Source organism: Pseudogracilibacillus sp. SO10305 (genome assembly GCF_037072005.1).
In the GTDB taxonomy this organism is placed as follows: Bacteria; Bacillota; Bacilli; order Bacillales; family Amphibacillaceae; genus Pseudogracilibacillus; species Pseudogracilibacillus intestinigallinarum.
Genome location: NZ_JAXHDE010000004.1, coordinates 18,548 through 45,319, shown reverse-complemented (window position 1 = coordinate 45,319; position 26,772 = coordinate 18,548). Strand labels below are relative to the sequence as shown.

The following is a 26,772-nucleotide window of genomic DNA, read 5'->3' as shown; positions in this document are numbered from 1 at the left end:
ATGAAGATTGTTGTACTTTCAAGTTCGATCGTTGGTACGAAAACAAAAATTGCGTTAGAAAAGACCGTGCAATTTTTTGAAGAAAAATATGCAGCATATGAAGTAACATTAATTGATTTGGCACAATATGATTTGCCATTTAGTGATGGGAGAAATTATTTTGAATATGAAGGCGATGCGAAGTATGTAACAGAAACAATCATGGCCGCAGATGCTCTCGTTATTGGAATGCCTGTATTCCAAGCATCTATGCCAGCGACATTAAAAAATATATTCGATATGTTACCGGTGAACGCATTTTTAAATAAGGTTGTAAGTATCATCGTAACTGCTGGATCACCGAAACATTATTTAATTGCGGAACAACAATTAAAACCAATCCTAGCTTATATGAAAGCGACGATTGTTCCAACTTATGTTTTTATTGAGGAAAAAGATTTCCTTCGTACGGACATTGTGAACGATGATATTTTATTCCGTCTTGAACGTTTAGTGGAAGATACTGTGCACCATGTTGAAGCAACACAATTTTTAATCGAAAAACAAGATGCGATGTATGATTTTTAATATAAAATAGTGCAAAACGAAAGACTAGGGCATAACTAGATTCAAATTATAAAAAGCAGGTCATGTTTATGGAAAAAAGATAAACATGACCTGCTTTTTGATTTTACTTGTGTTATTACTGTCCCTTGATTAGAGTGTGTTCTTTTTATAAAATATCAATCACTTTCTGAACGGATTGTGCTGATTTTTGTAATGCATCTTTTTCATCTTCTAATAAATCCAGTTCAATCACTTTTTCTATTCCTTTATCACTTAGGATGACCGGAACACCGAGGCAAAGATCGTTCAAACCATACTCACCTTCTAAATAAGCAATTGCAGGTAATATGCGGCGTTGCCCTTTTAAAATTACTTCGGCCATTTCGGTTAATGCTGCGGCGGGTGCGTAGTATGCACTACCATTACCGAGGAGTTCGACGATTTCCGCACCACCTTTACGTGTACGTTGAATGATCTCGTCTAGTTTATCTTTAGAAATTAGATTTTCTAAAGGAATCCCTCCAGCGTATGAATAACGGATAAGTGGTACCATATCATCTCCATGTCCACCGAGCACGAATACAGTAATATCTTTTACAGATAGATTTAACTCTTCCGCAACGAAAGTACGGAATCTTCCAGTATCTAGAATTCCAGATTGTCCAATAATTCGCTCTTTAGGAAAGCCTGTTTCCTTAAGTAATGTATAAGTCATTGCATCAACAGGATTACTTAATACTAAAACAAAAGCATCGGGCGCATATGTCTTTATTTCATTTGCGATGGATTTCATAATTTTTGCATTTGTAGAAACTAAATCATCCCGACTCATCCCAGGTTTACGCGCAATTCCAGCAGTGATGATAACTAATTTTGCATCTTGTATTTCTTCGTAGTTGGAAGAGCCAGTAATGTTACTATCGAATGATTGAATAGGGCTTGCCTCTAACATGTCCAAAGCTTTTCCTTTCGTTGGCTTCTCCATGTCAGGAATATCGATTAATATGATATCTCCGAGTTCTTTTTGGGCTAGAAATAATGCAGTAGTGGCACCAGTAAATCCTGATCCGATAACAGCAATTTTTGCACGTGACATTATTTTTTCCTCCTCATAATTTTAACCTTCCAATATGATAAAAAAACATGCATGAAATAACGTACAATATGTATGCGCCATTTCAAGCATGTTTTACAACACTACTTTAGTCGATTTTCACGATCCAATTAAAAGGATCTTCTATCCTACCGTATTGAATTCCTGTTAATGTATCAAATAATTTTTTCGCAATTGGACCGGTTTCGCCATTGTTGACGATATAATCTTTCCCTTCCCATGTTAATTGTCCAACAGGGGAAATAACCGCGGCCGTCCCTGTTCCGAAAACTTCTTCTAACGTCCCGTTCTCATGTGCTTCAGCAATTTCTGCCATCGAAATACGTCGTTCTGTTACTGGAACATTCCAGTGGCGTAACATTTCAAGCACAGAATCACGAGTAATTCCTGGTAGAATACTTCCGTTTAATGCAGGTGTTACTACTTCCCCGTTTATTTTAAAGAAAACGTTCATACTTCCTACTTCTTCAATATATTTTTTCTCTACACCATCTAACCATAAAACTTGCGCAAACCCATCTTTACTTACGACTTCTTGTGCCATTAGGCTAGAAGCATAGTTTCCAGCTGTTTTTGCTTCACCAGTTCCACCTTTAACTGCACGAACATATTGATTTTCGACAGCGATTTTAACAGGATTCATTCCTTCTTTATAATACGCACCAACTGGTGATAAAATAATCATAAATTTATACTCATTAGAAGGATTGACACCTAAGTATGCTTCTGTAGCAATAATAAATGGGCGAATATATAAAGATGTACCTTCATCTGTTGGTACCCAATCTTTTTCAATTTCCATTAACTTTTTTAAAGCTTCCAAAGCAAATTCTTCATCGATATGTGGAATAACCATACGGTCATTGGAATGATTTAAGCGCGCAAAGTTTTTCTCAGGACGGAATAATTGAATGGAACCGTCTTTTGCAACATATGCTTTTAATCCTTCAAACACCGTTTGTCCGTAATGAAAGACGATGGAGGCTGGATCTAATGTAATCGGTTGATAAGGGACGATTCTTGGGTCATGCCATCCTTTCTCACCTTCATAGTCCATAATGAACATATGGTCTGTAAAGTTATGGCCGAATTGCAATTCGCCAGTAGGCTTCTCTTTTAATGTTTCTCTTAGTTGTACGTTAATTTCTTGTTTACTCATCATACTATCCCCTTAAAAAAAATAACAAAAATCTTTCCTCTCTATTATATAACATTCAGACAATTTTTTGTTCAAAAAAGAGAAAGAATAGAGAGATAATTCCATTTTTTCATAAAATAATGAAATTTATCGATAATTCCTTGTAAGTTGGTTGTATTAATGATATATTAATTCGTAGTTATTTCATATGAATAATATTGAATGGGGGAAGGTTTAGTGAAAAAGCATGTTTTAGCCTTTATTTTAGTTATCGTTTTAGGAGTTATGGCGGCATGTAGTAATGAAAATGCATCGAAAGGTGAAAATAGTGGGGAAGCAAAAGCAGGTGAGAAATTTGACCTTCGTTTAGCGACTGTCGTATCTGCTCCACATCCGTGGTTAGATGCAGCAGAATATTTTAAAGAAGAAGTAGAAAAACGAACAGATGGAAATGTAACGATTAGTATTCACCATAGTGGTTCTTTAGGAGACGATGAAACGACTATCGATGAAATGCGACTAGGGACAATTGACTTTGTTATTGGCGGAACACAAAATGCTGCTTCATTCGTACCACGTTTACAAATTTTTGGGTTAGCATATTTATTTGAAGATATGGATCATTTCGAACGTGCGATTGATGAAAATAGCCTATTATTCGAATACTTTGAGCAAGAATTTGTCGATAAAAATTTAGATGTAAAATTACTTGCGCTATCTGGTGGGGGAACACGTTATTTATCGAATAATAAAAAAGAAATAAAAAATCCAGATGATTTAAAAGGATTAAAATTACGTCTACCAGGCTCACCGATTGAAAATGACATTTGGTCTGCGTTAGGTGCATTACCTTCATCTTTATCTTGGAATGAAGTATATTCTGGCATTCAAACAGGTGTCGTAGAAGGATTTGAAAGTACATTAAGTGGATATACAGGGAGCAAATTATATGAAGTAGCACCATATGTTAGTTTGACAGAGCATTTATATATGGCAACTCATTTTACGATGAGTGATTTAACATTTAATAAATTACCAGAAGAGTATCAAGAGATTGTAGATGAAGTAGCAAAAGAAGCTGCGAAGTTAGGGACAGAAAAAGGGATCGAATTTGATGAAGAATTGTTCAAAGAGTTAGAAGAACGGGAAGTGACGATTACAGAAGTTGAGCGCGATAAATTCGTCGAAATTTTAGAACCGTTACATGATGACTTAGCAGCCCAACTAGATGCTGAAGAGTTAGTAGAGATTGTACGTGAATTGAAAGAATAAATGTTTCATGAGGTCGGAGATTTTACAATATGAAACTGTGAAAAGTGACGCGATAATAGAAATTGATTCTTTCGTGTCACATTTCATGTTCTACAACATATGATTATATATCTCCACCTCATCTTCTTTTAAAGGAGTTTTGAAATGCTAAAAAAGGTAAATGATCAAATCGAACAATTATTATTAACAATAGGATTTTTATTATTAGGGACATTTATTGTCGTCGTACTATTAAAAGTAGTGATTCGTAACTTCTTCCACGTACCAATGATGTGGGCAGATGAAGTTGCGGTTCTTTGTTTTATTTGGACAGTATTTTTAGGAGCTGCAATTGCTGTAAGAAGAAAAATACATTACACCGTTGATTTAGCACCAAATAAAATAAAAATGAACTTAGTTTTTGATTTGTTCGCACATATTATCGTTTTGTCCCTTATTTATGTCATGATCGTTCATGGATATTCTTTTACGAAGATGGGACTATCAAGATTTTCAACGGTATTAACGATTCCACTTTCCTACACATTTGTTGCTATTCCAGTAAGTGGATGTTTCATGTTCCTTTTTACAATTGAACAATTTATCAATGATTGGAAAACATTACAAAGATTACGCAGGCATAAGGGGGAACAAGTATGAATCCACTCGTTTTATTATTAATGACGTTTTTTATTCTTGTATTCATTCGTGTACCGATTGCCTTTGCTTTAGGGATTTCATCTATTATTACTATTATTTATTTAGACTTACCATTTACAAGTGTCATTAACCAGTTTTATACGGGGATTGATAATTTTACATTGCTTGCTGTTCCATTCTTTTTACTATTAGGTGGACTAATGAACGATGGAGGAATTACAGAACGATTGTTACAATTTTCGCGTGTAATTGTCGGGCATATTCGTGGTGGGCTGGCACATATTAATGTCTTTGTTAGTATGATTATGGCGGGACTATCTGGTTCAGCTGCAGCAGATACAGCGGCAATTGGACCTGTTCTCATTCCTGCGATGAAAAAAGAAAAATATGATGCAGGTTTTAGTGTAGCAATTACAGCATGTTCCTCGACACTTGGTGTAATTATTCCACCGAGTATTATGATGGTCGTTTATGGAGCGATGGCTCAAGTATCCATTGGGAAATTATTTTTAGCCGGGATTGTACCTGGTGTGTTAATTGCCTTTGGACAGATGTCTTATACATATTTTTTAGCAAAAAAACATGATTATCCTGCTTATCCAAAGCCAACAGCGAAGGAGGTTACTGTTTCGTTTAGAAAGGCGATTCCAACATTGCTCCTCCCAGTCATTATTATCGGTGGGATTACGACAGGAATTTTTACTGCAACGGAGGCGGCTGCTATAGCTGTTTTTTATGCATTACTTTTAATGTTTTTTTATAAAACGTTGAAAGTGAGAGATCTACCAAAATTATTGAAAGAGACGATGGTGCAATATTCATTGCCAATGTTTGCGGTAGCTTGTGCGGGAATTATGGGCTGGCTTATTGGGTATTTACATGCACCTGAATTAGTTGCTAATTTCATTATGGGAATTACAACATCTTCTACTGGAATCTTTTTATTATTAATTTTATTTTTACTTATTATCGGAACGTTTTTAAGTCCATTAGAGGCTATTATAATTTTCTTACCGATTATTACTAAATTAGGTGATTTGGCCAATTTAGATCCAGTGCATCTTGGCATTATTACATGTCTTGTTTTAGCGTGTGGGATGGTAACACCACCATATGGAATTTGTTTATTAATTGCGACACAAATTGGGAAAATTTCAACGGCACGTGCGTTTGTAAGTATTATGCCAATTTTACTTATTACAATTGGAATTATTTTAATTGGAGTTTTCGTTCCTGATTTATTTTTATTTTTACCAAATTGGTTAATGCCTGATGCATAAAAACGTACTTATGATACTATTTATTTACAGGAGGGATTCAAATGACGATATTTGAAGCACAAACAAAAGAGGAAAGATTGGCATTAATAGAAGAGACTGCAAAGGCATTTAAAGAAAGAGCATATAAGCATGATATAGAGGGAACCTTCCCTTATGAAAACTATGAAGATTTAAAAGCAATTCGTTATCCAGCTGCAACCGTACCTAAAAAATATGGTGGCTTAGAAATTAGTTTAGTAGAAATGTTGAAGGCCCAAGAAATTATTGCTTCCTATGACGGTTCAACAGGTCTATCGATTGGGTGGCATATGGGAATTACGAAAAATATTGCTGAATTGAATGTATGGGAAAAGGAAAAATATGCTTCCTATGCTAAAGAAGTTGTCGAAAAAAATGTTCTATTAAATAGTGCAGCAACAGAACTCGCAACAGGGAGTCCAACACGTGGCAATCGCCCGCAAACATATGCGGTTGAAAGAGAGGATGGATGGGTGTTAAATGGACGAAAAGCGTTTACGACATTATCCCCAATCTTAGATTATTTTGCTGTAACGGCGTCAATAGAAGGAACAGATGAGGTAGGGAATTTTTTAGTACCTCGTCATACACCTGGTTTAGAAGTAGTGGAAACATGGGATTCGGTCGGCATGCAGGCAACAGGAAGTCATGATATTGTATTGCAAGATGTACAAGTGGCTAAAGATGATTTACTACATTATTTAACGCCAGGGGATAAGGGAGCACAAGGTTGGTTGCTTCATATTCCTGCTTGTTATTTAGGAATTGCAAAAGGGGCAATGAGAGAAGCATTGCAATTTGCAACGACGTATTCTCCAGCGAATATAGAAGGAACGATTTCAGATATTCCGACTGTCAAACATAAAATTGGTGAAATTGAATTGCTATTATTAGAAATGGAATCTATTTTATATCGTGTTGCAAGGAAATGGGATGAAAGTGATGATAATGTACGTCAGACGATGAAGGCGGAGCTTGGTGCTGTAAAAGTATCTGTCGTCAATAAAGCAAATAAAGTGGTAGATCTTGCAATGAGAATTGTTGGGGCAAGAAGTTTATCGGCGAAAAATCCATTACAAAGGTATTATCGTGACGTCCGTGCAGGATTACACAATCCACCGATGGATGATATGACACTTGTCGTGTTAGCGGATCAATCTATCGCTCAATTTAAAGAACGACCACAATAATATGAATAAGATTGAAAAAGACTTGCGATAATTATCGCAAGTCTTTTTCGTCAACATTTACTTATAATAAATCATCATTAGAGCCAATAATGATGGTTTATTCTCCTATTAAACCTTCATGTAACATATCGATATTGTATTGTAAAAATTTCACATACGTATCGACTTCCGAACCTTTTTCTCCAATTTCATCTGAATATAATTCACCGAATATCTCAACACCCGATTCCGCTGCAACAGTTTCCATTGGACGTGTATCTACATTCGTTTCCACGAATAAAACTGGTGGTTCATGTTCTTTAATAAATGCAAGCAATGATTTAATTTGTTCTGGTGAACCATTTTCCTCTGTATCAATTGCCCAAATAAATCCTTCTTCAAGCCCGTATCGTTTTGTCATATATTGATATGCTTGCTCACTTGTAACAAGTACACGGTTTTCTTCTGGAATTTCTCCGAGCTTTTCTTCATATTCATCGGCAATTTCTTGGAGTTGTGCGACATATGCTTCTCCATTTTCTTTGTAATAGTCTTCATTGTCCGGATCAATTTCAATGAGTGCATCGATCGTATTTTCAGCCATTTTTATTCCGACATGTGGGTCTAGAAATGCGTGTGGATTAATTTCTTCATCTCTTCCATCTCCACTAACAACATATTCAGGTTCTACCCCTTCTGTTAGTTCATATGCGTTATCCCAATCTTGTCCTGTTGCATCCATCATTTTCCCAAACCAACCATTTTTTCCACCTTCTAAGTTAAGTCCATTATAAAATAGCACATCTGCATCTGTTGCAGCTTTAATATCCTCTGGTAAAGGTTCGTATTCATGTGGATCTGTCCCTGTTGGTACTAAGTTGTGAACTGCAACATTCTCCCCACCGATTGCTTCTACCATATCTGTTAAAATCGTAAATGATGTGACAACTTTTATTTCTCCATTTGTAGTAGCTGTTTCTTTCTCACTTTTGTTTCCACCACATGCAACTAATATTGCAGATAATACCATCATTGCTGTTAGTAAAGTAATTTTTTTTAATTTTTGTTTCAATTTTTCCCCTTCTTTCAATTAATTTATACGTATTTTTCTCGTACGTAAAGCTTTGAATAAAACACCTTGTTTTGGTGAGAAAATAAAGACAATCATAAAGATAATCGTCGCCGCTATCACGATGACTGCACCGGAAGATAAATTGTACTTGAAACTAATATACAATCCGATGACAGATGATAATGCACCAAAAAACGATGATAGTACAATCATGATTGAGAAGCGGTTTGTTAATAAATAGGCGGTAGATGCTGGTGTAATAAGCATCGCTACGACAAGTACTACCCCAACAGTTTGTAAGGATGCGACCGTTGCAAGTGTAAGTAGTAGCATTATTCCGTAATGGATCCATTTTGTTGGTAAGCCATACGATGCCGCTAATGTTTCATCAAATGTACTGACGAGTAATTCTTTATAAAAAATGATGACACACATAATAATTATGATGCCGATAATGATCGTAATGACCATATCGGAAGATCGAACAGATAACACATTACCGAATAAAATTTGTGTTAAATCTGTTGCCGTTTGCGCTTTTCCAATTAAAATAATTCCAAGTGCAAAAAATGCTGTAAAAACGATACCGATAGATGCATCATTTTTAATTCGACTATGTTGGCTTACAACTCCAATTCCGACGGCAGTTAAAATTCCAAAAAAGACAGCACCATAAAAATAATTAATGCCCAACATATAAGAAATCGCCACACCTGGTAAAATAGCATGTGAGATGGCATCCCCCATTAAAGCCATTCCTCGCAAGATAATAAATGAACCGATAATACCACAAATAATCCCTACAACAACGGAAGTGACGAAAGCACGTTGTAAAAATTCATAGTTCATTAAATCATTGATGAAATCCACTATGCTTCGCCTCCCATCGATTGAATGATATTGAAATCAATATTGTATGCAGAGGACATTAGTTCTTTTTGCATTACTTCTTTAACATCGCCATATTTCATTAGTTTTTTGTTAATTAATAATAATTGGTCGAAATATTGTTCTACCTTTGTTAAATCGTGATGAACGACAAACACCGTTTTACCTTCATCACGTAATGCTTTTAAAATGGCGATAATGGTGTTTTCACTTGTCACATCAATTCCAACAAATGGTTCATCTAAAAAGAAATAATTTGCTTGCTGAGCAAGCGCACGTGCTAAGAAGACTCGTTGTTGCTGTCCACCAGACAGTTCCCCAATTTGTCGATCGCGATAATCCAACATATTCACTTTATCAAGGCATTCGTCCGCCCATTTTTTATCTGTCTTTGTTGGTCGTTTAAATAAACCTAGTCTTGGATACGTGCCAAGTAATACCGTGTCACGTACTAAGATTGGAAAATCCCAGTCAATATTACTTCTTTGGGGAACATAGGCAATTTGTTTTCTCATTTTCGTAATTTTTTTCCCGTCGATTCGAACATCCCCGCGGTCCCGGTGGATAAGATCAAGCATCCCTTTAATTAAAGTAGATTTGCCTGCCCCGTTAGGTCCGATAATACCGATCAACTGTCCACTTTTTATTGAAAATGAAATATGTTGTAACACTTCATTTCCGTCATATGAGACGGTTAAATCTTGGACATCTATACTCTTTCTCATTTGTTTCACCTTCTCAATATATGTTGTGTATGTCATATTAACTTAGCTATGAACTAAAGTTTTTACCTCGTGCAACATTTGGTGATTTCATCATAATACATATTTTAAAGTTTGTAAATCGAAATGTTAAAAATGATTGAATAATTTTATAAATCAAAAAAACTTTCTTAAAATAGTGTTTTCTTTTCCATATTTTCAATACAATATTGTATGATAGTAAGTAGTAAAAAGTTCTTATTTTATAGCCTATTTTCATGTAGGTAATTTATAAAATACCAATTTTATAGTTATATAGAACTATTTATAAAGAAAATATGATGTAAGACAGAAAGGAAGCCATTATGAAGAAAAATACTATTACAATTAAGTTAGGAACGATTATTGCTGCTATTATGCTCTTTTGTATTATCGTATTATTCATATCAATGTATTCAGTAAATTATAAAGAAGTGAAAAAAGCGGCTGGTGTCGAAGCATTCGGTTGTGCAAACATTACGACAGCACTAATTAATCCGAGCGATATTGATAAAATTAAAGCAGGGGACGAAGCTGTCGCAAAACAAGTAGGGGAGGATATTAGTTGGACAATCCAACATAAAGGTATATTCGAAGGACAGTATGTGATGGATTTAGATGGGAAGTTGTTAGCCGTCGATGAAAATTTAATGGAACAAGGATTTGAAACAGGAGAAACTTTTTTTATAGATGAGGAAGTATTAGAAACATTATTAGTAACGAAAGCACCAACATTTTCTGATGTGTATAATTATGGTGGGATGAAACGTTTAACAGGTTATGCACCTATTTTTGAAGATCACGATGAAACGAAAGAAGTTATCGCCATTAGTGCTATCGATTTTGAAGCATCGATCGTACATGAGCGAACATTTGATATGATTAAAGGAAGTTTTTTATTTGCGACGATTCCACTGTTATTTGCAGGAATTGTCACGATATTTTTAATTAAGCGTACGACAGCACCATTGCAACAGATTAGTGAATATGCCAACAACATTGCAAATGGTGAGTTAAATATGGAACGACTGAATATTAAAAGTAATGATGAAGTAGGGCGTTTGGCAGAAGACTTATACGTATTAGCAAATAATTTTAAAGAAATTGTGACAGATATACAAGAAAATTCCACACAACTAGCAAATTTTTCGGAAGAATTACAAGCGAATAGTGAACAAATTGCTTCATCGGCAGAAAGAAATATGCTTTCATTAGAACAAGTAGAAAGTTCTTCTAATGAACAAGTACAAATTGTGGAAGAAGCGAATACGTTATTACAACATATCGGTGAAAATAGTGAACATATTCAGGACCAGTCACATCAATTAGCAACTGTTTCACAAAATACAAATGAGAAATCAAGCATTGGTGCCACATTGATCCAAGAATCTGTTCAAATGATGGAACAAGTTGAACATCAATCGATCACTCTTGCGGAAAAAATGGATGTATTGCATCAAAAGTCGATTGAAATTAATAATATTGTGACGATGATTACAGATATATCCGATCAGACGAATTTACTTGCATTAAATGCGAGCATTGAAGCGGCACGTGCAGGAGAAAATGGTAAAGGGTTTGCGGTAGTAGCAAATGAAGTACGATTATTAGCGGAACAATCAGCAAATGCAACAGATGAAATTAGTACACTTATTCGTGAAGTGCAAGCGGACATGACGATAGCTGTGAAGGAATCAAATGAAAATAATGAATATGTGAAAAAAGGTACAGAAAAAATGTATCAAGTTGGACAAACATTCCAAGAAATTAATAATGCTATTGAAGAAGAGGACCATTATATTCATGTAATTACAGAAAGTATTAACGTAATTCAACAGGAAATCGAGCGTATTAATAGTCAATTTGGCCAAATAACAAAAATCGCAACAGTGAATGCGACGGAGACGAATCAAGTGGTAGAACAATCGGAAGAGCAAACAGCAGCAACACATGAAATGACGGAATTAATTACAGATTTAGTTGAAATATCACATACCTTACAAGAACATACGAACACATTTAAAATTTAAAGAAAAAATCCGGATGTGCATAAAAACTTTATGCATTTCCGGATTTTTTACAATCGTATTTAATTATTTGTATCGTCTTCATTATCGAAATATGGATTAATATGTACGAGCACATCTTCAATTTCTACATGTGAATCCATTAATATAGTTTTCACTTCACGAGCGATATCATGACCTTCTTTTACAGTTATATGCTGATCCACACTAATTTTAATGTCAATGATTATATAACTACCGTGTGTACGTGCAAATAATTGGTCAATTCTTTTCACGCGGTCTATTTTAAAAACTGTTTCTTTATAATGTTGGATTTCTTCTTTTGATAATACTTTTTCTAAAATGACGGTTGCCGATGCTTTAATTAAATCATAACCGACCTTCATTACGATGATGGAAACAACAATCCCTGCAACTGCATCTCCATAAATGAAATAAGATAAGTGGAGTTTTTCCCCAAGAATAGATAATCCAACCCCGATTAATGCTGCAACAGATGATAAGGAGTCTGATCGATGATGCCATGCATCTGCAATTAGTGCAGTACTATTAAGCTTCTTTCCGAGACGGGATTTGTAATGATACAATCCTTCCTTCACCCCGATAGAAATTAAAAGAATAAATAATGCTAATATGGATGGTGCTGGTGGAACGATACCGTAAAATACTTTGATGGAAGAAATACTAATTTCAATTCCAACAACAATTAATAAAATTGCTACGATAATCGATGCAATATTTTCGGCTTTTCCATGACCGTAAGGATGTTCCTCATCTGGCGGTTTATTCGCAATTTTTACCCCGAATAAAATAACGAAGGAACTAAGTACGTCAGAAGCAGAGTGAAGTGCATCAGCAAGTAATGCACGACTTCCAGACAGAACTCCCCCAACGGCCTTTAATATAGATAATAATAAGTTTACGATGATACCAATCCAAGTGGCAAAAACGATTGGCTTAACTCTATTTTGTTGCATACATGTTCATCCCTTCTTTCTAATGATTCTATCGTAACAGGTAAACATCGTGTGAGTCTATAGCAATGATGTTGCAAAGAGGAACAACGACGAGATGAAAGAAACAATGTTGCCTATAGTAAAAACGATTATTGGAACAAATATAAAATCATTTTTATATGAAAAATAATGGGATATTCTGTTACACTATACATATACAAGAAAGAGGGGAGTACATATAAAATGAAATTATTGAATTTTCGAAAAAGTGGCAACGTACATTTAGGTATAAAAACAGATAAAGGTATTTTAGATGTAAGAAGTGCGGCTGAGTCGTTAAATGAAGAACATATCCCGACAAATATAATGGATGTTATTTGTGACGGGGAAGAGACAGAAAAGGTGTTGCAAACATTTGTCGAAGACCCACGTGTTGCGGCGTTTTTTTCCGAGGAAGAGGGCATAGAATGGGCACCTGCTGTCACAGAACCGAAAAAGATTATTTGTGTCGGGCTAAACTATAAAAAACATGCAGATGAAACGAAATCACCATATCCGAAAATACCTATTTTATTTAATAAATTTGAAAATGCTTTATCCGGTCATTTAAATGAAGTAGTCGTCCCTCGACAGACAGAAAGATTAGACCATGAAGTAGAACTAGGCATCGTTATCGGGAAAACGGCGAAAGATGTTACAGAAGAAGAGGCACTAGATTATGTATTTGGTTACTGTACGACAAACGACTTATCTGCACGAGACGTACAAAAACATGGTGTTCAATGGATGACTGGTAAAACATTTGATGGATTTGCACCAGTCGGTCCGTATTTAGTGACAAAGGACGAAATAGAAAATCCGAACAATTTACGTGTAACTGCAAAAGTAAATGGAAAAGTACATCAGGATTCCAATACTTCTGATATGATTTTTAATTGTGAGGAATTAATTTCTTACATTTCTGCACATATGACATTACAGCCTGGGGATATTATTTTAACAGGGACACCTGAAGGCGTAATTTTAGGTTGGCCCAAAGAAAAAAGAGTATACATGACAGCAGGAGATGAAGTAACGGTCGAAGTGGAAAAATTAGGTGCATTGACGACGAAATTTATCGCACCGGAAAGTGAATAACAACTTAAGTACAACAGTTGTTTGATTGACTTTTTACACGACGATATGTAAACTATTATTGTATATAAAATATCGACGGATATATGAGGTGAAGAAATGATTACAGCTACATTGACACTCGGTGCTATTCTAAGTGCTGCTTTACTTATCGTAAGCCTTATCTTAGTAAAAGCTACACCGAAAACGAGCTATGTTGCGTATTACCCGGGATTTCTTTTCTTTGCAGCAGGACTAATTTTATTATTATTTGCTACAATCTTAGACGCGAAAGTAACTGTTTACGGTGGCGCTGGTCTAGGTGGATTAGGAATCGCATGTCTTTTTGCTGCAGCTGTTAGTATTATGGTTGCAACAGTTGTGGACGCATATAGACAAGTTGCGTAATAAAGAAAAAAGCTTGAGACGACGCTTCGTCTGCAAGCTTTTTTTAATTTAATTTTGTTTTTCCATCTTGCTGTGTAATTTTTCCGTGTTTCATTAAACGACCGAGTGCTCGTTTAAAAGCGGATTTACTCATATGGAAAGTACGTTTAATAGCTTCGGCATCGCTTTTGTCCCAAAAGTCCATCTCTCCGCCGACTTCTATTAAGTAAGCTAATATTTTCTCCGCATCATCATCTAACCGTTCATGTTTCATCGGAAGTAGCGAAATATTTAACGAACCGTCTTCCTTTACTTCGATGATACGTCCTGTCACATCTTGACCGAGACGTGGTTCTTTTTCTCGTTCTGTATTGTGGATGAAACCACGATAACCATCATCGGTATAAATAACTGCTCCTTCACGATCTACCCGGATGACCCTTCCTGTTACTTGTTCATTTAAATCAACATCGTTGGCAAATTGAAACATATCTTGGAAGTAAGATTCTTTCGCCGGAATAGCTAAAAGACGATCTTTACTATCTGCTTTTAATGTCACAAAAAGCTTATCTTCACGTTCAGGCCATACCGATTTCAATGCTGGTAAGTCTTCTTTAAATACAAGAATATCTTCTCCTACTCCGATAGAGATAAACGCACCTAAATGTGGGATCACATCGACAACATCCACCCAACCATATGTGCCGACGATTACTGGTGGAATTTGATCTGTTGCCATGAATTTTTTTTGTTCATTTTTGTATACAAACACATCGACTAAATCACCTGGATCATACGATTTTTCTGTTTGTAACAATGCTTCTGTGCGCCCTTTTTGAACGACATATTTATCATCGTTTTCTAATTGACCGAGCACATGCATTGCATGGATCGTTCCAACGTTTAATTTTTCCATTATATAACCTTCTTTCTTTCACACGTACCATGATACTTCGTTTATTTTCTCATAATTGAATCAGTTTCGCAAATATGCATTTATAATGAACGTATATGTTGTTTCGTGTACATTTTTACGATCATAAAGTTAATGCCAATTATAATCGTCGTTAATATACTCGCTTCTAAACCAAATGTCCCTCCAGTTAACAACGGGACATTAGTTGTTACGTCGATCTTATATAATCCGTGGGGGTCTAATCCACTTACAGGAAACCCAAAAATCGATCCTTGGAAAAAATTCCATGTAAAATGAAAGCCGATTGGCATAAGTAAACTCCTCGTTCGGTCAAACATATAAGCGAATAACAATCCAATGAAAAAGATATTTATAAGACCGAGTATAGCGAGATTTGGATTGAATACGTGCGCAAATGTAAATAGCAATGCAGATACGATGTACATGACGGACTTTTTATTATGTTTTGCACGCATCGTATTCATTACATAGCCACGGAATAAAATCTCCTCAAATAAGCTAACGAGAATGAACAAGATGAAATAAACGAGGAGAGCACTTGTAATATTCGGATCACTTAGCGGATTTTTTAAGACGATTTGATTCGTACTGTACAAGAAAACGAATAAGATGGTGATCGATAATGCTCCAAGGATAAGTCCAGTCCATAAATCAGTAGCACGGCCTTGGACATACATTTTATTCGGATTTTTCTTATTAATCGTTCGATAAGCAATAAAGGTAGCAGCAATTCCACCAAATGTTCCTGCTCCTTGAGTTAATAAAATAGTAAACGGGCTTTGTAAAAATACATTAGGTGTATCATTATGACGTCCAGCCATTTCTATTAAATTTAAAAATGTTACGCCTGGCAATGTAAACATAATTTGTCCGACGAGAACGACGACAAAAGCAGCTAAAATAAGCCATCCTGATCTTACTTCATTCCATTCATTTTTAAACATATTATCTACCCTCATCTATACATAGTACAATCTTATTATAGCATGGAACCGTATGACATATAGGAATATGGTACAATGAGACGAAAGAAGAGAAGGAGGAATTAGACGTGGATCTATTGTTGCAACAAAAAGTTGTCCTTGTAACTGGGGCAAGTCAAGGATTAGGAAAAGCTGTAGCAACTCTTTTCGCAAAGGAGGGGGCAACAGTTTTTATAAGTAGTCGAAGCAAAGAAAAATTGGAACAGGCAAAACAAGCAATTATCGAGGAAACGAATCATCATGAAATCTATGTAATTCCTTGTGATATGAGTGATGCAGCACAAATCGAACAATTAGTGGATACGGTTGTGAATCAAGCAGGAACAATTGATGTTCTTATTAATAATGCTGGCGGACCACCGGCAGGCAAGTTTTTAGATATGACAGACGATATTTGGATGAAATCTGTTGAACAAAATTTACTTAGCGTCGTTCGTGCAACGAGACATGTGTTACCTCATATGCAGAAACAGCAAGCAGGTCGTATCGTAAATATTACTTCTTCATCAATCAAGCAATCGATTGATAATTTAATCGTTTCAAATACATTACGTCCAGGTGTATATGGCTTAACGAAAAGCTTAGCACAAGAATTTGCTGATGAAAATATATTAGTGAACACGGTCGGTCCGGGAAAAATTGGTACAGACCGTATGACACAATTGTTAGAAAATACAGCTGAGACAACAGGGAAATCTTTTGCAGAAGTAGAAGCGGAAGCATTAAAAGAAATTCCGCTCGGTCGTCTCGGGACGCCAGAGGAATTTGCAACAGCAGTAGTGTTCTTAGCATCCTTTGCTAATACATATATTACCGGACAACAATTAATTGTCGACGGTGCATCTATAAAAGCATTATAAATTATTCCATCATTTTATTGGAATGAAAGGTGACACAGTACTCGATATTTGTACTGTGTCACTTTTTTAACGATTTTTCATGTTTATTCAAATAATGTTGTTAGTAAATGATATAGGCCGATAGACATTAACAAGAATGGTGGCAAGTATGACAAAGATGCAATTGTTTTGTTTTTTGTGGAAATTTTCCCCAAAGTGATCCCACCAAAGAGCAATAAAACAGTCGCAAAAGCGATCATAGAAGCTAGAAAAATTGGTGAAAAAGCTAAAAACGCCGCCCCAAATCCGGCACCAAATGCATCCATCGTTAAAAACATTCCGAGAAAGAAAGCTTCTTTTAAAGAAATATGTTTAGATTGATCTTTGTCAAAGGTCGCTTCAGACGTAGAACGATGATTAGAACGTAATAACAATAATCCTAAACTAATAAAAATAAAACTGCCAATTACATCGGTCCATTTTTCAGGTAGAAATAAACCGAATAAGTCGCCCATTTGCATTGCCGTAAAAACGACTGTACATGATAAAAGAAAAATAACGATATATGCACGAATTGGCACGTTAATTTTTTTCATCCCAAAACTTAAGCCAATCATGAAACTATCAAAACTTACAGCAAGCACAATGAATAATAATTGGATATTTATCATACATATCAAGTCCTTTTTATAACGACTGTCCTTATAACTTATGTAGCGTAATAAAAAATGTTCCAATACAATTAGGTATTTGCCCCTATTTAAAACGATGAAGTGTAATGACTTTGTAGTACAAATGTAGTATTATAATAGTTGTAATATTCGATATATGGGGGGATCTACATTGGAGAAGTTAATTAAAACGTCTAAAGCTAGACAGGCATTAATGAAAGTAGAAGAAACTGCAAAGCAAATTGAACACCTCATACAACAAGAAGCAGATTTTGAAAAAAATTACGTAGCATTACATGATGAATTAGACCGAGCATTAGGACGAGATGAATATTTTGTGATTGTTGATGCAACCGGAAAAAGTTATATTCATACGAACCGTTTATTAGAAGGAACGGTCTTTTCAGATGCTGTCGGTTTACAAGCTGCAAATACATCTAAAGGTCTTTTACAAGTGTATGAACGATTAACTGGAGAAGTGTTAATTGATGGATCGTGCCCACTTGTTACAATAAATGGAAAACAATATAATTTACGAATAGGGCGAATTGTGCACCAACATGTATTACTTCCTATGCTTGCCATGTGTGCAATAGTACCAGCAATACTTATTTATGGTTTAGCATGGTTGTTACAAGTAGATACAGGACCAAGTGTTGCCATTAGTGTAAGCGTTTTAATTGGTGGGTTTGTCGTGACTTATAGTATGTACACATATGTAATGCGCGCACATCAAAAATGGCAAACGATTACGAGGGATATTTCGGCTGGAAATTTAACGAGGGAAATTCAAAATCAATCCCGGAATGAATTTCATCAAATCGGTTTCGAAATTAATAAAATGGTCATTGGAATGAAACGAATGGTGGAAGATTTAGCACAATCATCTGAAATAATTACAAATGTTAGTAGAGATCAACGAGACGAGGCGACTAATTTATCTGAAACATTTAAACAAATTGCAGAGACGATGCAATCATTTCAGGGTGGGGCGGAAAATCAACTTGCTTCCTTACAGTCTGCTAGTGCTATGGTACAAACGATGATTCGTGGTGTGAAAAATATGGATGAACAAATCGAAGATACATTGTCTATTTCTAAAGAAGCGAATCAAGCTGCAGAAGAAGGGCATGGGGCTATCCAACAATCTGAAAAAACGATGTTACAATTAGAACAATCGATTTTACAATCAGCTGAGACAATTAGTGCGGTTGCGGAAGATGTCGATCAAGTCATTCAAAAAGTGTCATTAATTACACAAATTGCGGAACAGACGAATTTATTAGCTTTAAATGCGTCGATTGAAGCGGCAAGAGCTGGAGAGGCTGGTAGTGGATTTTCTGTTGTAGCAACGGAAGTACGGAAATTAGCAGAAGATACGAATGAATTTGCCAAAGATATTTTCGTACAATTAGAGAAAACACGGGAAGAAATGAAAGATGCTGTACATCAGGTGACGGCGAATAAAGATGCGTTCCAAGAAGGAATAGAAATTGTACAAATTGCTGGTCGTTCGATTGAACAGTTAAATAAAGCGTCCAATCAATCCAATGAAGCGGTCATGAAAAATAGTGCCTATGCGGAAGAGTTAACGAAAGATGGCGCACATTTAGAAGAAATTATTGAAGATATTAATACGATTGCAGAAAGTTTTACAGAACAAGTTATTAAAACGGTCGCAAACCTAGAAGAACAAGTCGAAGGAGTCCACCGATTGGCAGAAGATGCCCAGGAGTTAACAGAGCAAGCGACAACTTTAGACCGTACTGTCCATAAATTTACATTACATTAAGAATTGTGCCTCAATGTATGAAAACTTTCCGAAATTCAACGTAAATAGTTTACGAAATAGGCTTTTTTCGTGTATGATGGAGAAAGAAAGCGAATTGAAGTGAAGGAGGGTACATGAATGGCATTCGTTATTTTAGAACCATGTGGTCCAGAAAAAGCAGCTGAGTGTGTTAGTGTCTGTCCAGTCGATTGTATCGAAGAAGGACCAGATCAATTTTATATAGATCCAGATATTTGTATCGACTGTGGTGCATGTGTCGCTGTTTGTCCAGTTGACGCAATCGTAGAAGAATATGATTTACGACCAGAAGATGAGATTTATTTAACTAAAGCGGAAGAGTTTTTCGCTAACAAATAAATATATAAGAAATCCCATTATAAAGATGTTGCTAGCTATCTTTATAATGGGATTTTGTTCATCTAAATAGATTTATAGCTTCGAGGTCTTTTTTAAACTTCCGCATCAAATTTTACAGCAATACCGCTAATAATCCAACGTTCGGCGGTTTCACTATTTACTTCATACACTTTGCCCGCGCGAAATAAATCACCTTTATACATCGTTTGGACATTCATTTTTACTTTCATCATTCTATTTCCACGCTCCCACTTTTTCCAATTAACACTATTATACATGATGAAATAATGCGAAGGAAGTAACATTACGTATAGAAAAAGCTTTCGATCATTTGTGAAGATAGACCGAAAGTTGTACATTGCTTAGTTTTGTGCCTTTATTTGTATAGGTTGTGGCTGTGCATTTTCCTCTTAAAATAGATTCACTCATATGAAATGTTGAAAAGTAAAACAGAATGGTAAGTATTTTGAGATAAATGTATGTGAAAAAACAAAAAATCGTGCACTATTTATGCCGATTGTTAGCGTCACATATATATGAATAGGGGGGAAGTTATAAATATGTAAAAGGAGATACACGATAGTGATCCTTGAACGGGGAAGAAAAGTAGGGGATGCCCCCGAGTCATTAGCTAATTTTTCGTTTATATTTAGCCGATTGGAACAAATTTGTTAATTGTTTTACATCTGTATTAGCTAATGATGGAAGTTGCAAATGTGTATGAGCGAAATTTTCTTCTTTCATTAGTGTACTTGGAATAGCTACTGTGTGAAGTCCGGCAGCTACGGCAGCTTTTGAACCGATCACGGAATCTTCAAATGCGATTGCTTCAATTGGTGCAACACCTAATGAATGCACTGCTTTTACATAAATTTCTGGATGTGGTTTTGGACGTAATACTTGGTCTACCGTAAGTAGTTCATCGAAATAATCGAGCAAATGTAAATTCGTCAAATGTGTCGTCGCCCATTTTTTATTTGAGTTTGTTGCAAGAGCGATTTTAATCCCTTCACGTTTAGCCTCTTCCAACAGTTCGATGACACCTGGGAGCGGGCGTTCTTTTTTAATTAAATCTCGTAAAACCGTCTCACCATATGCGATCGTTTTTTCTATGTCAACTTCTTTTCCTGTGACGTTTTCAACATGTTCACAGATAAAAGTTGGTGTTCCAACACCACCGACATATTTTGCCCATACATCCTCTGTCAACTCAAAGTCATACAACTTAAGTGCCTCTTTGTATGCTTGGAAAATTGCTTTTTCCGTATCGACAATTGTACCGTCTAAATCAAAAACAAATGCTTTTACCATATACATCCTCCTTTATTTGAATGTATCTTTACCATAAACCTCATAGAAAGATAGTACAAGGGAATTTTCAATAATTTACATTTAATTTACGAAAAGAGAAGGGGAATCAATTATTCGTTCCTAAAGATATTTTACATATGAGGAAATGTATCGGGGGAGGTCGCTTTTAGAATTTACTTAAAAAACGGTCATGGTTATCTTTTTCTAATAAACATGACCGTCATATATATCGCATATGTTTTTTATCGCTATCGTAACGTCTTTTACAAAGAAGAATCATCTTTATGATCTTTTTCTTCCTCGTTCATTGACATTAAATCATTCGTCGTTTTTTTAAATTCTGCTAATGTTTGTCCAGTAGCTTTGCCAATTTCGGGCAATTTTTTCGGACCAAAAATTAGTAAAGCGATGAGTAAGATTAAAATTAAACTTGGAAAGCCGATATTTGCAAACCCCATGCTTTAACCTCCCCTCAAGCATCTATTAAGCAAGCATGCCGCCACCTTCATTTAGATATTTTTCAATTCCCTCTGCTGCACGATAGCCTAATGCCCCAACTGTCGCTGTCGGGTGATGACCGCCGAATTGTGGAAATGCAGAAGCCCCAACGACGAACACGTTTTCCATATCCCATAATTGTAAATAATTATTTACCGCAGATGTTGTCGGATCACTTCCCATAATAACTCCACCAGCATAGTGTCCACCTTGATAAATATGGTCGAATTCCTCTGGAACATCATCAGGATCTACGATATCCGCGCCCATCTCTTCCATAATTTCTGTACATTTTTCAACACCGAATTTCGCGATTTCTCTATCTTGGTCCGTATATTTATTTGTAATACGTAGTAAAGGGTCACCGAAATCATCCTTATATGTCGGATCAAGATCCATATAATTATGCCACCATGCCATATTCGCTGATGTGTACCATACTTGTAATGTTCGATTTGCATAATGGATCGAATTTTTCTTAAATTCTTTCCCCCAATGAGGCGTGCCTTTTGGAACATGGTTACTAGCGATTGCTCCATCACCATATTGCCTCAGTTCAATCGCACCTCCATGGAGAAACGGGAGATCTTTATGATCAAAATTATCTCCAGCAAAATCACTCATTGTACCACCGAGTGCGCCTGCACCCATATACAAATTAAACTTTTCCTTTTCGAAAAATCCACGGGCACCTAAAAAAGTAATATTAAATTGACCATTGAAATTGCGGCCAATAACGCCTTTTCTCGTTTTCGGGTCGTATGGTTCTCCAATTTCAGACAGTAAAAGAAGTCGATTATTGGTAAATGTGAAAGCTCCTAATGCTACGACATCAGCAGGTTGTTCATGTTCTTCACCAGTTTTCGTATCGACATATAAAATGCCTGTCGCTTTACCGTTTTTATGTAAAATACGTCTCGCATAAGCGTCATAACGAAAATCGACATTTCCAGTTTTGCTCGCTGTCGGAAGTACTGTTACAATCGGATCAGATTTTGCACCGAAATCACAACCGTATTGTGTACAAAATGCACAATATTGGCATTGGTTCAACGTTTCACCGTCAGGGTTTTCGTACACTTGGGATACATTACATGAAGCAACTTGATATGGATGATACCCTAGTTTCTTCGTCGCTTTATTAAAAAGTTTGATCGGTGGGGACGCTTTTAATGGTGGGTTCGGATAATCATTTGTTCGAGGAGGACCTAATGGATCTTCCTCTCCTGATGTTCCAGCTGTTTTTTCCCATTTATCATAATACCGTTCCATCTCATCATACGTAATGCCCCAATCTTGAATCGTCATCCCATCCGGTATTTTATTTTTACCATATCGTTCTACTGTTTGACTGTAAATTTCAAAATCGTATGGAAGCCAGCGATAAGTCGCACCAGCCCAATGAACACTACCACCACCAGCATCTGTTCCGACCATCATTTCATCTTGCGTACGGACTGGTAATGCATCTTCATCTAAAGTATTACGGGATGTAATCGTTTCGTGAGATAAATTTTGCATCATATCAAATCGATTCGTAAATCGTAATTCATCTTTTACACCGACATAATCTTGTGTTTCACGAAACTCTCCTCGCTCAATAATGACGACTTTTTTGCCAGCCTTTCCTAATTCTGCCGCCATCACGCCACCAGCCCAACCAGTTCCAATGATGACGACATCAACTTTATCATGTTTTATTACCATATTATTTCCACCAATCCTTATCCTTGATAATCACGTAAACTTTTTTGTTCCATGACGATAAACTCTTCTGCTTCAATATCGTCAATATACGCCATACGTGGGCCAGGATATTCTTTCATTTTCCAGCCCATCATATCTTTATTTCCACCATAAGCGGGGTCAGCATAAGCACCTTCTAGTGTTAGTTGTACGAGTAAGTTGAAAAAGGTAACAGCTGCCACCCCTTCCATGTCAATTTCACCATTTTCAAACATTGTTAAGACAGCATTTTGATCTTCTTCCTCTAATTTCGTAAAAGAATCCGAAAGTTTTTCCATACTAACTTTATCAATCGTTCGCACGCCTTCTAGCATCATCTCGCCACGATTCATCCGTGTTTGATATCGTGGTGTCCTCGTCGGTGCTTTCGTCGATGTATTCGGACCACTTTTATTTTGTGGAGTATCTTTATGCTCATAATCTCTTGCACGATCATCTTGCCAAAATGGGTCACGCATATATTCTTTCGCATTCGTTCCCCAGGCACTAGCAAGTTGGCGGTCAATAAAGTAGGGAACACCAAGGGCTACAGCACCAGGCCCTAATTCATCTTCCGGAAATATTCGTTCTGTAGCGGCAGATAAAACATCAAAATCTTTTTTTCTGCTAAAAAAGACCCGTGCCTCATCGATTGGCAGTTTTGCATCTTTTGTTGGGGTTTCTTTTTTGTCTATCCACTGATTCGTTAAAAGTCCACCAAGCACCGTACCACCAACAATTCCACCAGCAACCATACTACTATTTTTAATAAACGTCCGTCTGTTTACTGTTTTTCCATCTTCTTCGGTCATATTGAAGCCACTCCTATCAAACGTGTTATGATACACTTCATTATTGCCAAATAAAGTAGATTTTATGTGTATTTGGGAAAAATTCGCAATAAAAAAGAGGGAAGGACGAAAAATTCGTCTTCCCTCATCGTTTATTCTGTTTCAGTTTCATGACTATCTTCATCTTCCATTGGTGTTGCTCGATATACTCTAAATGCCAAAATCACTGCAATGACAGCGATAATAAATGCAATAAAATAGACGAGTTCCACACCCGCAACCATCGCATCACTAATTGTAATCGGGTCATTTGGGTCGCTAGCATTATTTAGAAAATGTAATTGTCTGGCGTTCATAATACTAATAAAAATAGATACCCCGATTGCTCCAGCAACAGGTTGCAATGTAGTCATCACTGCTGTTCCGTGTGGATACAATTTTTTCGGTAATTGGTTTAAACCGTTCGTTTCTGCCGGCATCATAATCGCAGATACACTTAACATAAGTAAAATATAGCCGATGATGATGAACCAAACAGGAGTCGTTGCTGTAAGGCGACTCATCATAAACATCGTAGTTGCTAGCACGATTGTTGCTGGGATCATGAGGACGCGTGGTCCGAATTTATCAAACATATGTCCCATCACAGGGGACATTGCACCGTTTAAAATACTTCCAGGTAATAAAACTAACCCAGCAGTTGCGGCCGATAATGCTAAAGGCCCTTGCATGAAAATAGGTAAAATAAGCTCTGATGCAAACATTGCCATAATGATAATTAAAAACATTAGTACGCCATGTGTATACATCGGATATTTAAAAACACGTAAATCCATCATCGGTGCATCCAATTTAAATTGTCTTAAAGAGAATAGAACGAGACTTATAATTCCGACTAAAATTATCAATAAAACAATCGGCGTTAAAAATCCATCTTTACTTTCTCCGGCAGAACTAAACCCGTAAATCACAGCACCAAATCCGATGGAAGAAAAGATGACAGATGGAAAGTCAATTTTTGGTTTTGTTACTTCTCCAACATTAATTAAATATTTATAGGCAAAAGCAATAGAGAATAATGCGAATGGGATGACAGTGATAAATAAATATCTCCATCCTAAATATTCCACAATAACACCAGATAAAGACGGTCCAATTGCAGGTGCAAACATTATGACTAATCCAACGATCCCCATAATTTTTCCACGTTTATGTGGAGGGTAAATTAGTAAAAATACATTGAAAATAATCGGCATAAGAAGACCTGTTCCAACTGCTTGTATTAATCGTCCAACGAGTAAAATGGTGAAATTCGGTGCCATCGCACTTATCGTCGTACCGATAGTGAAAATAACCATGACACTTAAAAATAATTGTCTCGTTGTGAACCATTGTACAAATAAAGCAGAAATCGGGATGACAATTCCCATTACTAGCATGAATCCAGTCGCCATCCATTGAACAGTTGGCAATGTAATGTCAAATTCTTTCATCAATGTCGTTAAAGCAATATTTAATAATGTTTCATTTAATACAGCAAAAAATGCCCCAATAATGAGCGAAAGCATTATTGGCAATGTCTTTACATTAGGATCCTCTGCTAAATATTCATATTTTTTTGTAGATGTTTCATCCATAAAAAAACCTCTTTCTATATATAATGATTATCGTTTTTACACATAAAAAAACTCCTATCCAATTCTGAACAGGAGGCAAGTCATATCGATAAAAGCACACAAAGATACTCTGGTCGCTTATCGGGAATAAATGAGATGCAAATCCTATTTAGAAAAGGCTCGTTATAAAAGCATGAACAAAATTATTGCATACAAAAGCAACAATATACATGTAGTTTGTTCTATTAAAAGCTCTTTATAACGGAAGTTTTTCAAAAAATAGGATTATAAAATCATCTAAATTCATTCACCTTTCTACTATATGATGATTGTCATTTTACACTTCATAAGAAGGGATGTCAATAACAAAATAGGTTTGAGGTAAAAAGAAGTGAACAATAAAAGAGAATGAGAGAAAAGTTTGATAAAATAAGAGTGAGTAGAAGGGACTTATGTGACGAAAGAAAAGCCTGAAAATGTGAAAGCATATATTGCACAATTCCCGAATAAGATGCAACAAAAACTGCAAGAAGTATTAGCTTGTTTAAAAGAAGTCGTACCAGAAGCGGAAATAAGTTTAAAATGGGGCAACCTCTGCATTTACGTATCGCAGAGTATTGTTTACAATTGCTGCGTTTGAACAGCCTATTAATTTTTATCCTACTCCTACAGCGCTTCGTACGTTCGAGGAAGAGTTGACATCGTACTCGACAACAAAAAGTGCATGACAGTTACCGTATAAGGAACCTTTACCGTTACAATTAATTCAACAAATAGCGACATATCGTTTACAAGATGTAATAGAAAATGATGCAAGATGGATGTAAATATATTATAACGCTATTTCTGTTTCGTACATGATGATAAATGTATGCTAAACTAAATGTAATACG

Annotated in this window: 27 protein-coding genes; 12 read left to right on the top strand and 15 right to left on the bottom strand. The window is 36.0% G+C overall.

Annotated features, from left to right (window positions below):
* A complete protein-coding gene (locus SPD45_RS05220) occupies positions 1 to 567 on the top strand; it encodes an NADPH-dependent FMN reductase (RefSeq protein ID WP_336266673.1) in 567 nt (188 codons plus the stop codon).
* Between the two features lie 145 nt (positions 568 to 712).
* Here the strand turns inward: SPD45_RS05220 and mdh are convergent, their stop codons facing one another.
* Together mdh and SPD45_RS05210 are read right to left on the bottom strand one after the other, a co-directional pair.
* Positions 713 to 1,642, bottom strand: a complete 930-nt coding sequence (mdh, locus tag SPD45_RS05215; RefSeq protein ID WP_336266672.1) for a malate dehydrogenase — start codon at positions 1,640 to 1,642, stop codon at positions 713 to 715.
* 106 nt (positions 1,643 to 1,748) lie between these two features.
* Positions 1,749 to 2,819 (bottom strand): branched-chain amino acid aminotransferase, encoded by a 1,071-nt coding sequence (locus tag SPD45_RS05210; RefSeq protein WP_336266671.1) that lies wholly within the window; start codon positions 2,817 to 2,819, stop codon positions 1,749 to 1,751.
* Between the two features lie 216 nt (positions 2,820 to 3,035).
* Here SPD45_RS05210 and SPD45_RS05205 point away from each other — a divergent pair, with 216 nt between their 5' ends.
* From SPD45_RS05205 to SPD45_RS05190, 4 genes are all read left to right on the top strand, one after another.
* The gene (locus tag SPD45_RS05205) at positions 3,036 to 4,070 is read left to right on the top strand and encodes a TRAP transporter substrate-binding protein (RefSeq protein ID WP_336266670.1); all 1,035 of its coding nucleotides are present in this window, start codon (positions 3,036 to 3,038) and stop codon (positions 4,068 to 4,070) included.
* 144 nt (positions 4,071 to 4,214) lie between these two features.
* On the top strand, positions 4,215 to 4,709 hold the full coding sequence (locus tag SPD45_RS05200) for a TRAP transporter small permease (RefSeq protein WP_336266669.1): 495 nt from the start codon (positions 4,215 to 4,217) through the stop codon (positions 4,707 to 4,709).
* A complete protein-coding gene (locus tag SPD45_RS05195) occupies positions 4,706 to 5,989 on the top strand; it encodes a TRAP transporter large permease (protein WP_336266668.1) in 1,284 nt (427 codons plus the stop codon). The genes SPD45_RS05200 and SPD45_RS05195 overlap by 4 nt, the downstream gene beginning before the upstream one ends.
* Before the next feature lie 41 nt (positions 5,990 to 6,030).
* Positions 6,031 to 7,197 carry an acyl-CoA dehydrogenase family protein gene (locus tag SPD45_RS05190; RefSeq protein ID WP_336266667.1) on the top strand — a complete coding sequence of 389 codons (1,167 nt, stop codon included), beginning with the start codon at positions 6,031 to 6,033 and terminating at the stop codon, positions 7,195 to 7,197.
* Between the two features lie 97 nt (positions 7,198 to 7,294).
* On the opposite strand, the gene SPD45_RS05185 is transcribed toward SPD45_RS05190, so the two are convergent.
* From SPD45_RS05185 to SPD45_RS05175, 3 genes are read right to left on the bottom strand one after another with little or no spacing between them, the layout of a single operon-like run.
* Positions 7,295 to 8,248: a metal ABC transporter solute-binding protein, Zn/Mn family gene (locus SPD45_RS05185; protein ID WP_336266666.1), complete on the bottom strand. Its 954-nt coding sequence runs from the start codon at positions 8,246 to 8,248 to the stop codon at positions 7,295 to 7,297.
* A gap of 18 nt (positions 8,249 to 8,266) precedes the next feature.
* On the bottom strand, positions 8,267 to 9,097 hold the full coding sequence (locus SPD45_RS05180) for a metal ABC transporter permease (protein ID WP_336266770.1): 831 nt from the start codon (positions 9,095 to 9,097) through the stop codon (positions 8,267 to 8,269).
* 20 nt (positions 9,098 to 9,117) lie between these two features.
* Positions 9,118 to 9,861, bottom strand: coding sequence for a metal ABC transporter ATP-binding protein (locus SPD45_RS05175; RefSeq protein ID WP_336266665.1), 744 nt, complete (start codon positions 9,859 to 9,861; stop codon positions 9,118 to 9,120).
* 341 nt (positions 9,862 to 10,202) lie between these two features.
* On the opposite strand from SPD45_RS05175, the gene SPD45_RS05170 reads away from it, so the two are divergent.
* Positions 10,203 to 11,906, top strand: a complete 1,704-nt coding sequence (locus SPD45_RS05170) for a methyl-accepting chemotaxis protein (RefSeq protein ID WP_336266664.1) — start codon at positions 10,203 to 10,205, stop codon at positions 11,904 to 11,906.
* Positions 11,907 to 11,965: 59 nt separating this feature from the next.
* On the opposite strand, the gene SPD45_RS05165 is transcribed toward SPD45_RS05170, so the two are convergent.
* Positions 11,966 to 12,880, bottom strand: a complete 915-nt coding sequence (locus tag SPD45_RS05165; protein WP_336266663.1) for a cation diffusion facilitator family transporter — start codon at positions 12,878 to 12,880, stop codon at positions 11,966 to 11,968.
* Between the two features lie 222 nt (positions 12,881 to 13,102).
* Between SPD45_RS05165 and SPD45_RS05160 the strand changes: the two genes are divergently transcribed.
* Positions 13,103 to 13,996 carry a fumarylacetoacetate hydrolase family protein gene (locus SPD45_RS05160; RefSeq protein WP_336266661.1) on the top strand — a complete coding sequence of 298 codons (894 nt, stop codon included), beginning with the start codon at positions 13,103 to 13,105 and terminating at the stop codon, positions 13,994 to 13,996.
* A 96-nt stretch (positions 13,997 to 14,092) separates the two neighbouring features.
* Positions 14,093 to 14,380, top strand: coding sequence for a hypothetical protein (locus SPD45_RS05155; RefSeq protein ID WP_336266659.1), 288 nt, complete (start codon positions 14,093 to 14,095; stop codon positions 14,378 to 14,380).
* Positions 14,381 to 14,423: 43 nt separating this feature from the next.
* On the opposite strand, the gene SPD45_RS05150 is transcribed toward SPD45_RS05155, so the two are convergent.
* Both SPD45_RS05150 and SPD45_RS05145 read right to left on the bottom strand, forming a co-directional pair.
* Positions 14,424 to 15,275 (bottom strand): CvfB family protein, encoded by an 852-nt coding sequence (locus tag SPD45_RS05150; RefSeq protein ID WP_336266657.1) that lies wholly within the window; start codon positions 15,273 to 15,275, stop codon positions 14,424 to 14,426.
* A gap of 80 nt (positions 15,276 to 15,355) precedes the next feature.
* A complete protein-coding gene (locus tag SPD45_RS05145; protein WP_336266655.1) occupies positions 15,356 to 16,240 on the bottom strand; it encodes a CPBP family intramembrane glutamic endopeptidase in 885 nt (294 codons plus the stop codon).
* A 107-nt stretch (positions 16,241 to 16,347) separates the two neighbouring features.
* On the opposite strand from SPD45_RS05145, the gene SPD45_RS05140 reads away from it, so the two are divergent.
* Positions 16,348 to 17,139 (top strand): SDR family oxidoreductase, encoded by a 792-nt coding sequence (locus tag SPD45_RS05140; protein ID WP_336266654.1) that lies wholly within the window; start codon positions 16,348 to 16,350, stop codon positions 17,137 to 17,139.
* 83 nt (positions 17,140 to 17,222) lie between these two features.
* Here the strand turns inward: SPD45_RS05140 and SPD45_RS05135 are convergent, their stop codons facing one another.
* Positions 17,223 to 17,789, bottom strand: a complete 567-nt coding sequence (locus tag SPD45_RS05135) for a manganese efflux pump (RefSeq protein WP_336266652.1) — start codon at positions 17,787 to 17,789, stop codon at positions 17,223 to 17,225.
* Positions 17,790 to 17,961: 172 nt separating this feature from the next.
* Between SPD45_RS05135 and SPD45_RS05130 the strand changes: the two genes are divergently transcribed.
* Positions 17,962 to 19,581 carry a methyl-accepting chemotaxis protein gene (locus SPD45_RS05130; protein ID WP_336266651.1) on the top strand — a complete coding sequence of 540 codons (1,620 nt, stop codon included), beginning with the start codon at positions 17,962 to 17,964 and terminating at the stop codon, positions 19,579 to 19,581.
* Positions 19,582 to 19,698: 117 nt separating this feature from the next.
* Complete coding sequence (locus SPD45_RS05125; protein WP_336266650.1) at positions 19,699 to 19,938, top strand: indolepyruvate ferredoxin oxidoreductase subunit alpha; 240 nt, start codon at positions 19,699 to 19,701, stop codon at positions 19,936 to 19,938.
* 92 nt (positions 19,939 to 20,030) lie between these two features.
* Here the strand turns inward: SPD45_RS05125 and SPD45_RS05120 are convergent, their stop codons facing one another.
* From SPD45_RS05120 to SPD45_RS05095, 6 genes are all read right to left on the bottom strand, one after another.
* A complete protein-coding gene (locus SPD45_RS05120) occupies positions 20,031 to 20,171 on the bottom strand; it encodes a hypothetical protein (RefSeq protein WP_336266648.1) in 141 nt (46 codons plus the stop codon).
* Positions 20,172 to 20,565: 394 nt separating this feature from the next.
* Entirely contained in the window at positions 20,566 to 21,249 is a 684-nt protein-coding gene (locus SPD45_RS05115; RefSeq protein ID WP_336266647.1) for an HAD family hydrolase, read from the bottom strand.
* Positions 21,250 to 21,512: 263 nt separating this feature from the next.
* A complete protein-coding gene (tatA, locus tag SPD45_RS05110; protein ID WP_336266646.1) occupies positions 21,513 to 21,707 on the bottom strand; it encodes a twin-arginine translocase TatA/TatE family subunit in 195 nt (64 codons plus the stop codon).
* A 25-nt stretch (positions 21,708 to 21,732) separates the two neighbouring features.
* On the bottom strand, positions 21,733 to 23,454 hold the full coding sequence (locus SPD45_RS05105) for a GMC family oxidoreductase (protein ID WP_336266644.1): 1,722 nt from the start codon (positions 23,452 to 23,454) through the stop codon (positions 21,733 to 21,735).
* Between the two features lie 17 nt (positions 23,455 to 23,471).
* Entirely contained in the window at positions 23,472 to 24,284 is an 813-nt protein-coding gene (locus SPD45_RS05100; protein ID WP_336266643.1) for a gluconate 2-dehydrogenase subunit 3 family protein, read from the bottom strand.
* Positions 24,285 to 24,415: 131 nt separating this feature from the next.
* On the bottom strand, positions 24,416 to 25,900 hold the full coding sequence (locus SPD45_RS05095) for an MDR family MFS transporter (protein ID WP_336266641.1): 1,485 nt from the start codon (positions 25,898 to 25,900) through the stop codon (positions 24,416 to 24,418).
* Between the two features lie 433 nt (positions 25,901 to 26,333).
* Here SPD45_RS05095 and SPD45_RS05090 point away from each other — a divergent pair, with 433 nt between their 5' ends.
* On the top strand, positions 26,334 to 26,519 hold the full coding sequence (locus SPD45_RS05090; protein WP_336266639.1) for a hypothetical protein: 186 nt from the start codon (positions 26,334 to 26,336) through the stop codon (positions 26,517 to 26,519).
* Positions 26,520 to 26,772 lie beyond the last annotated feature (253 nt).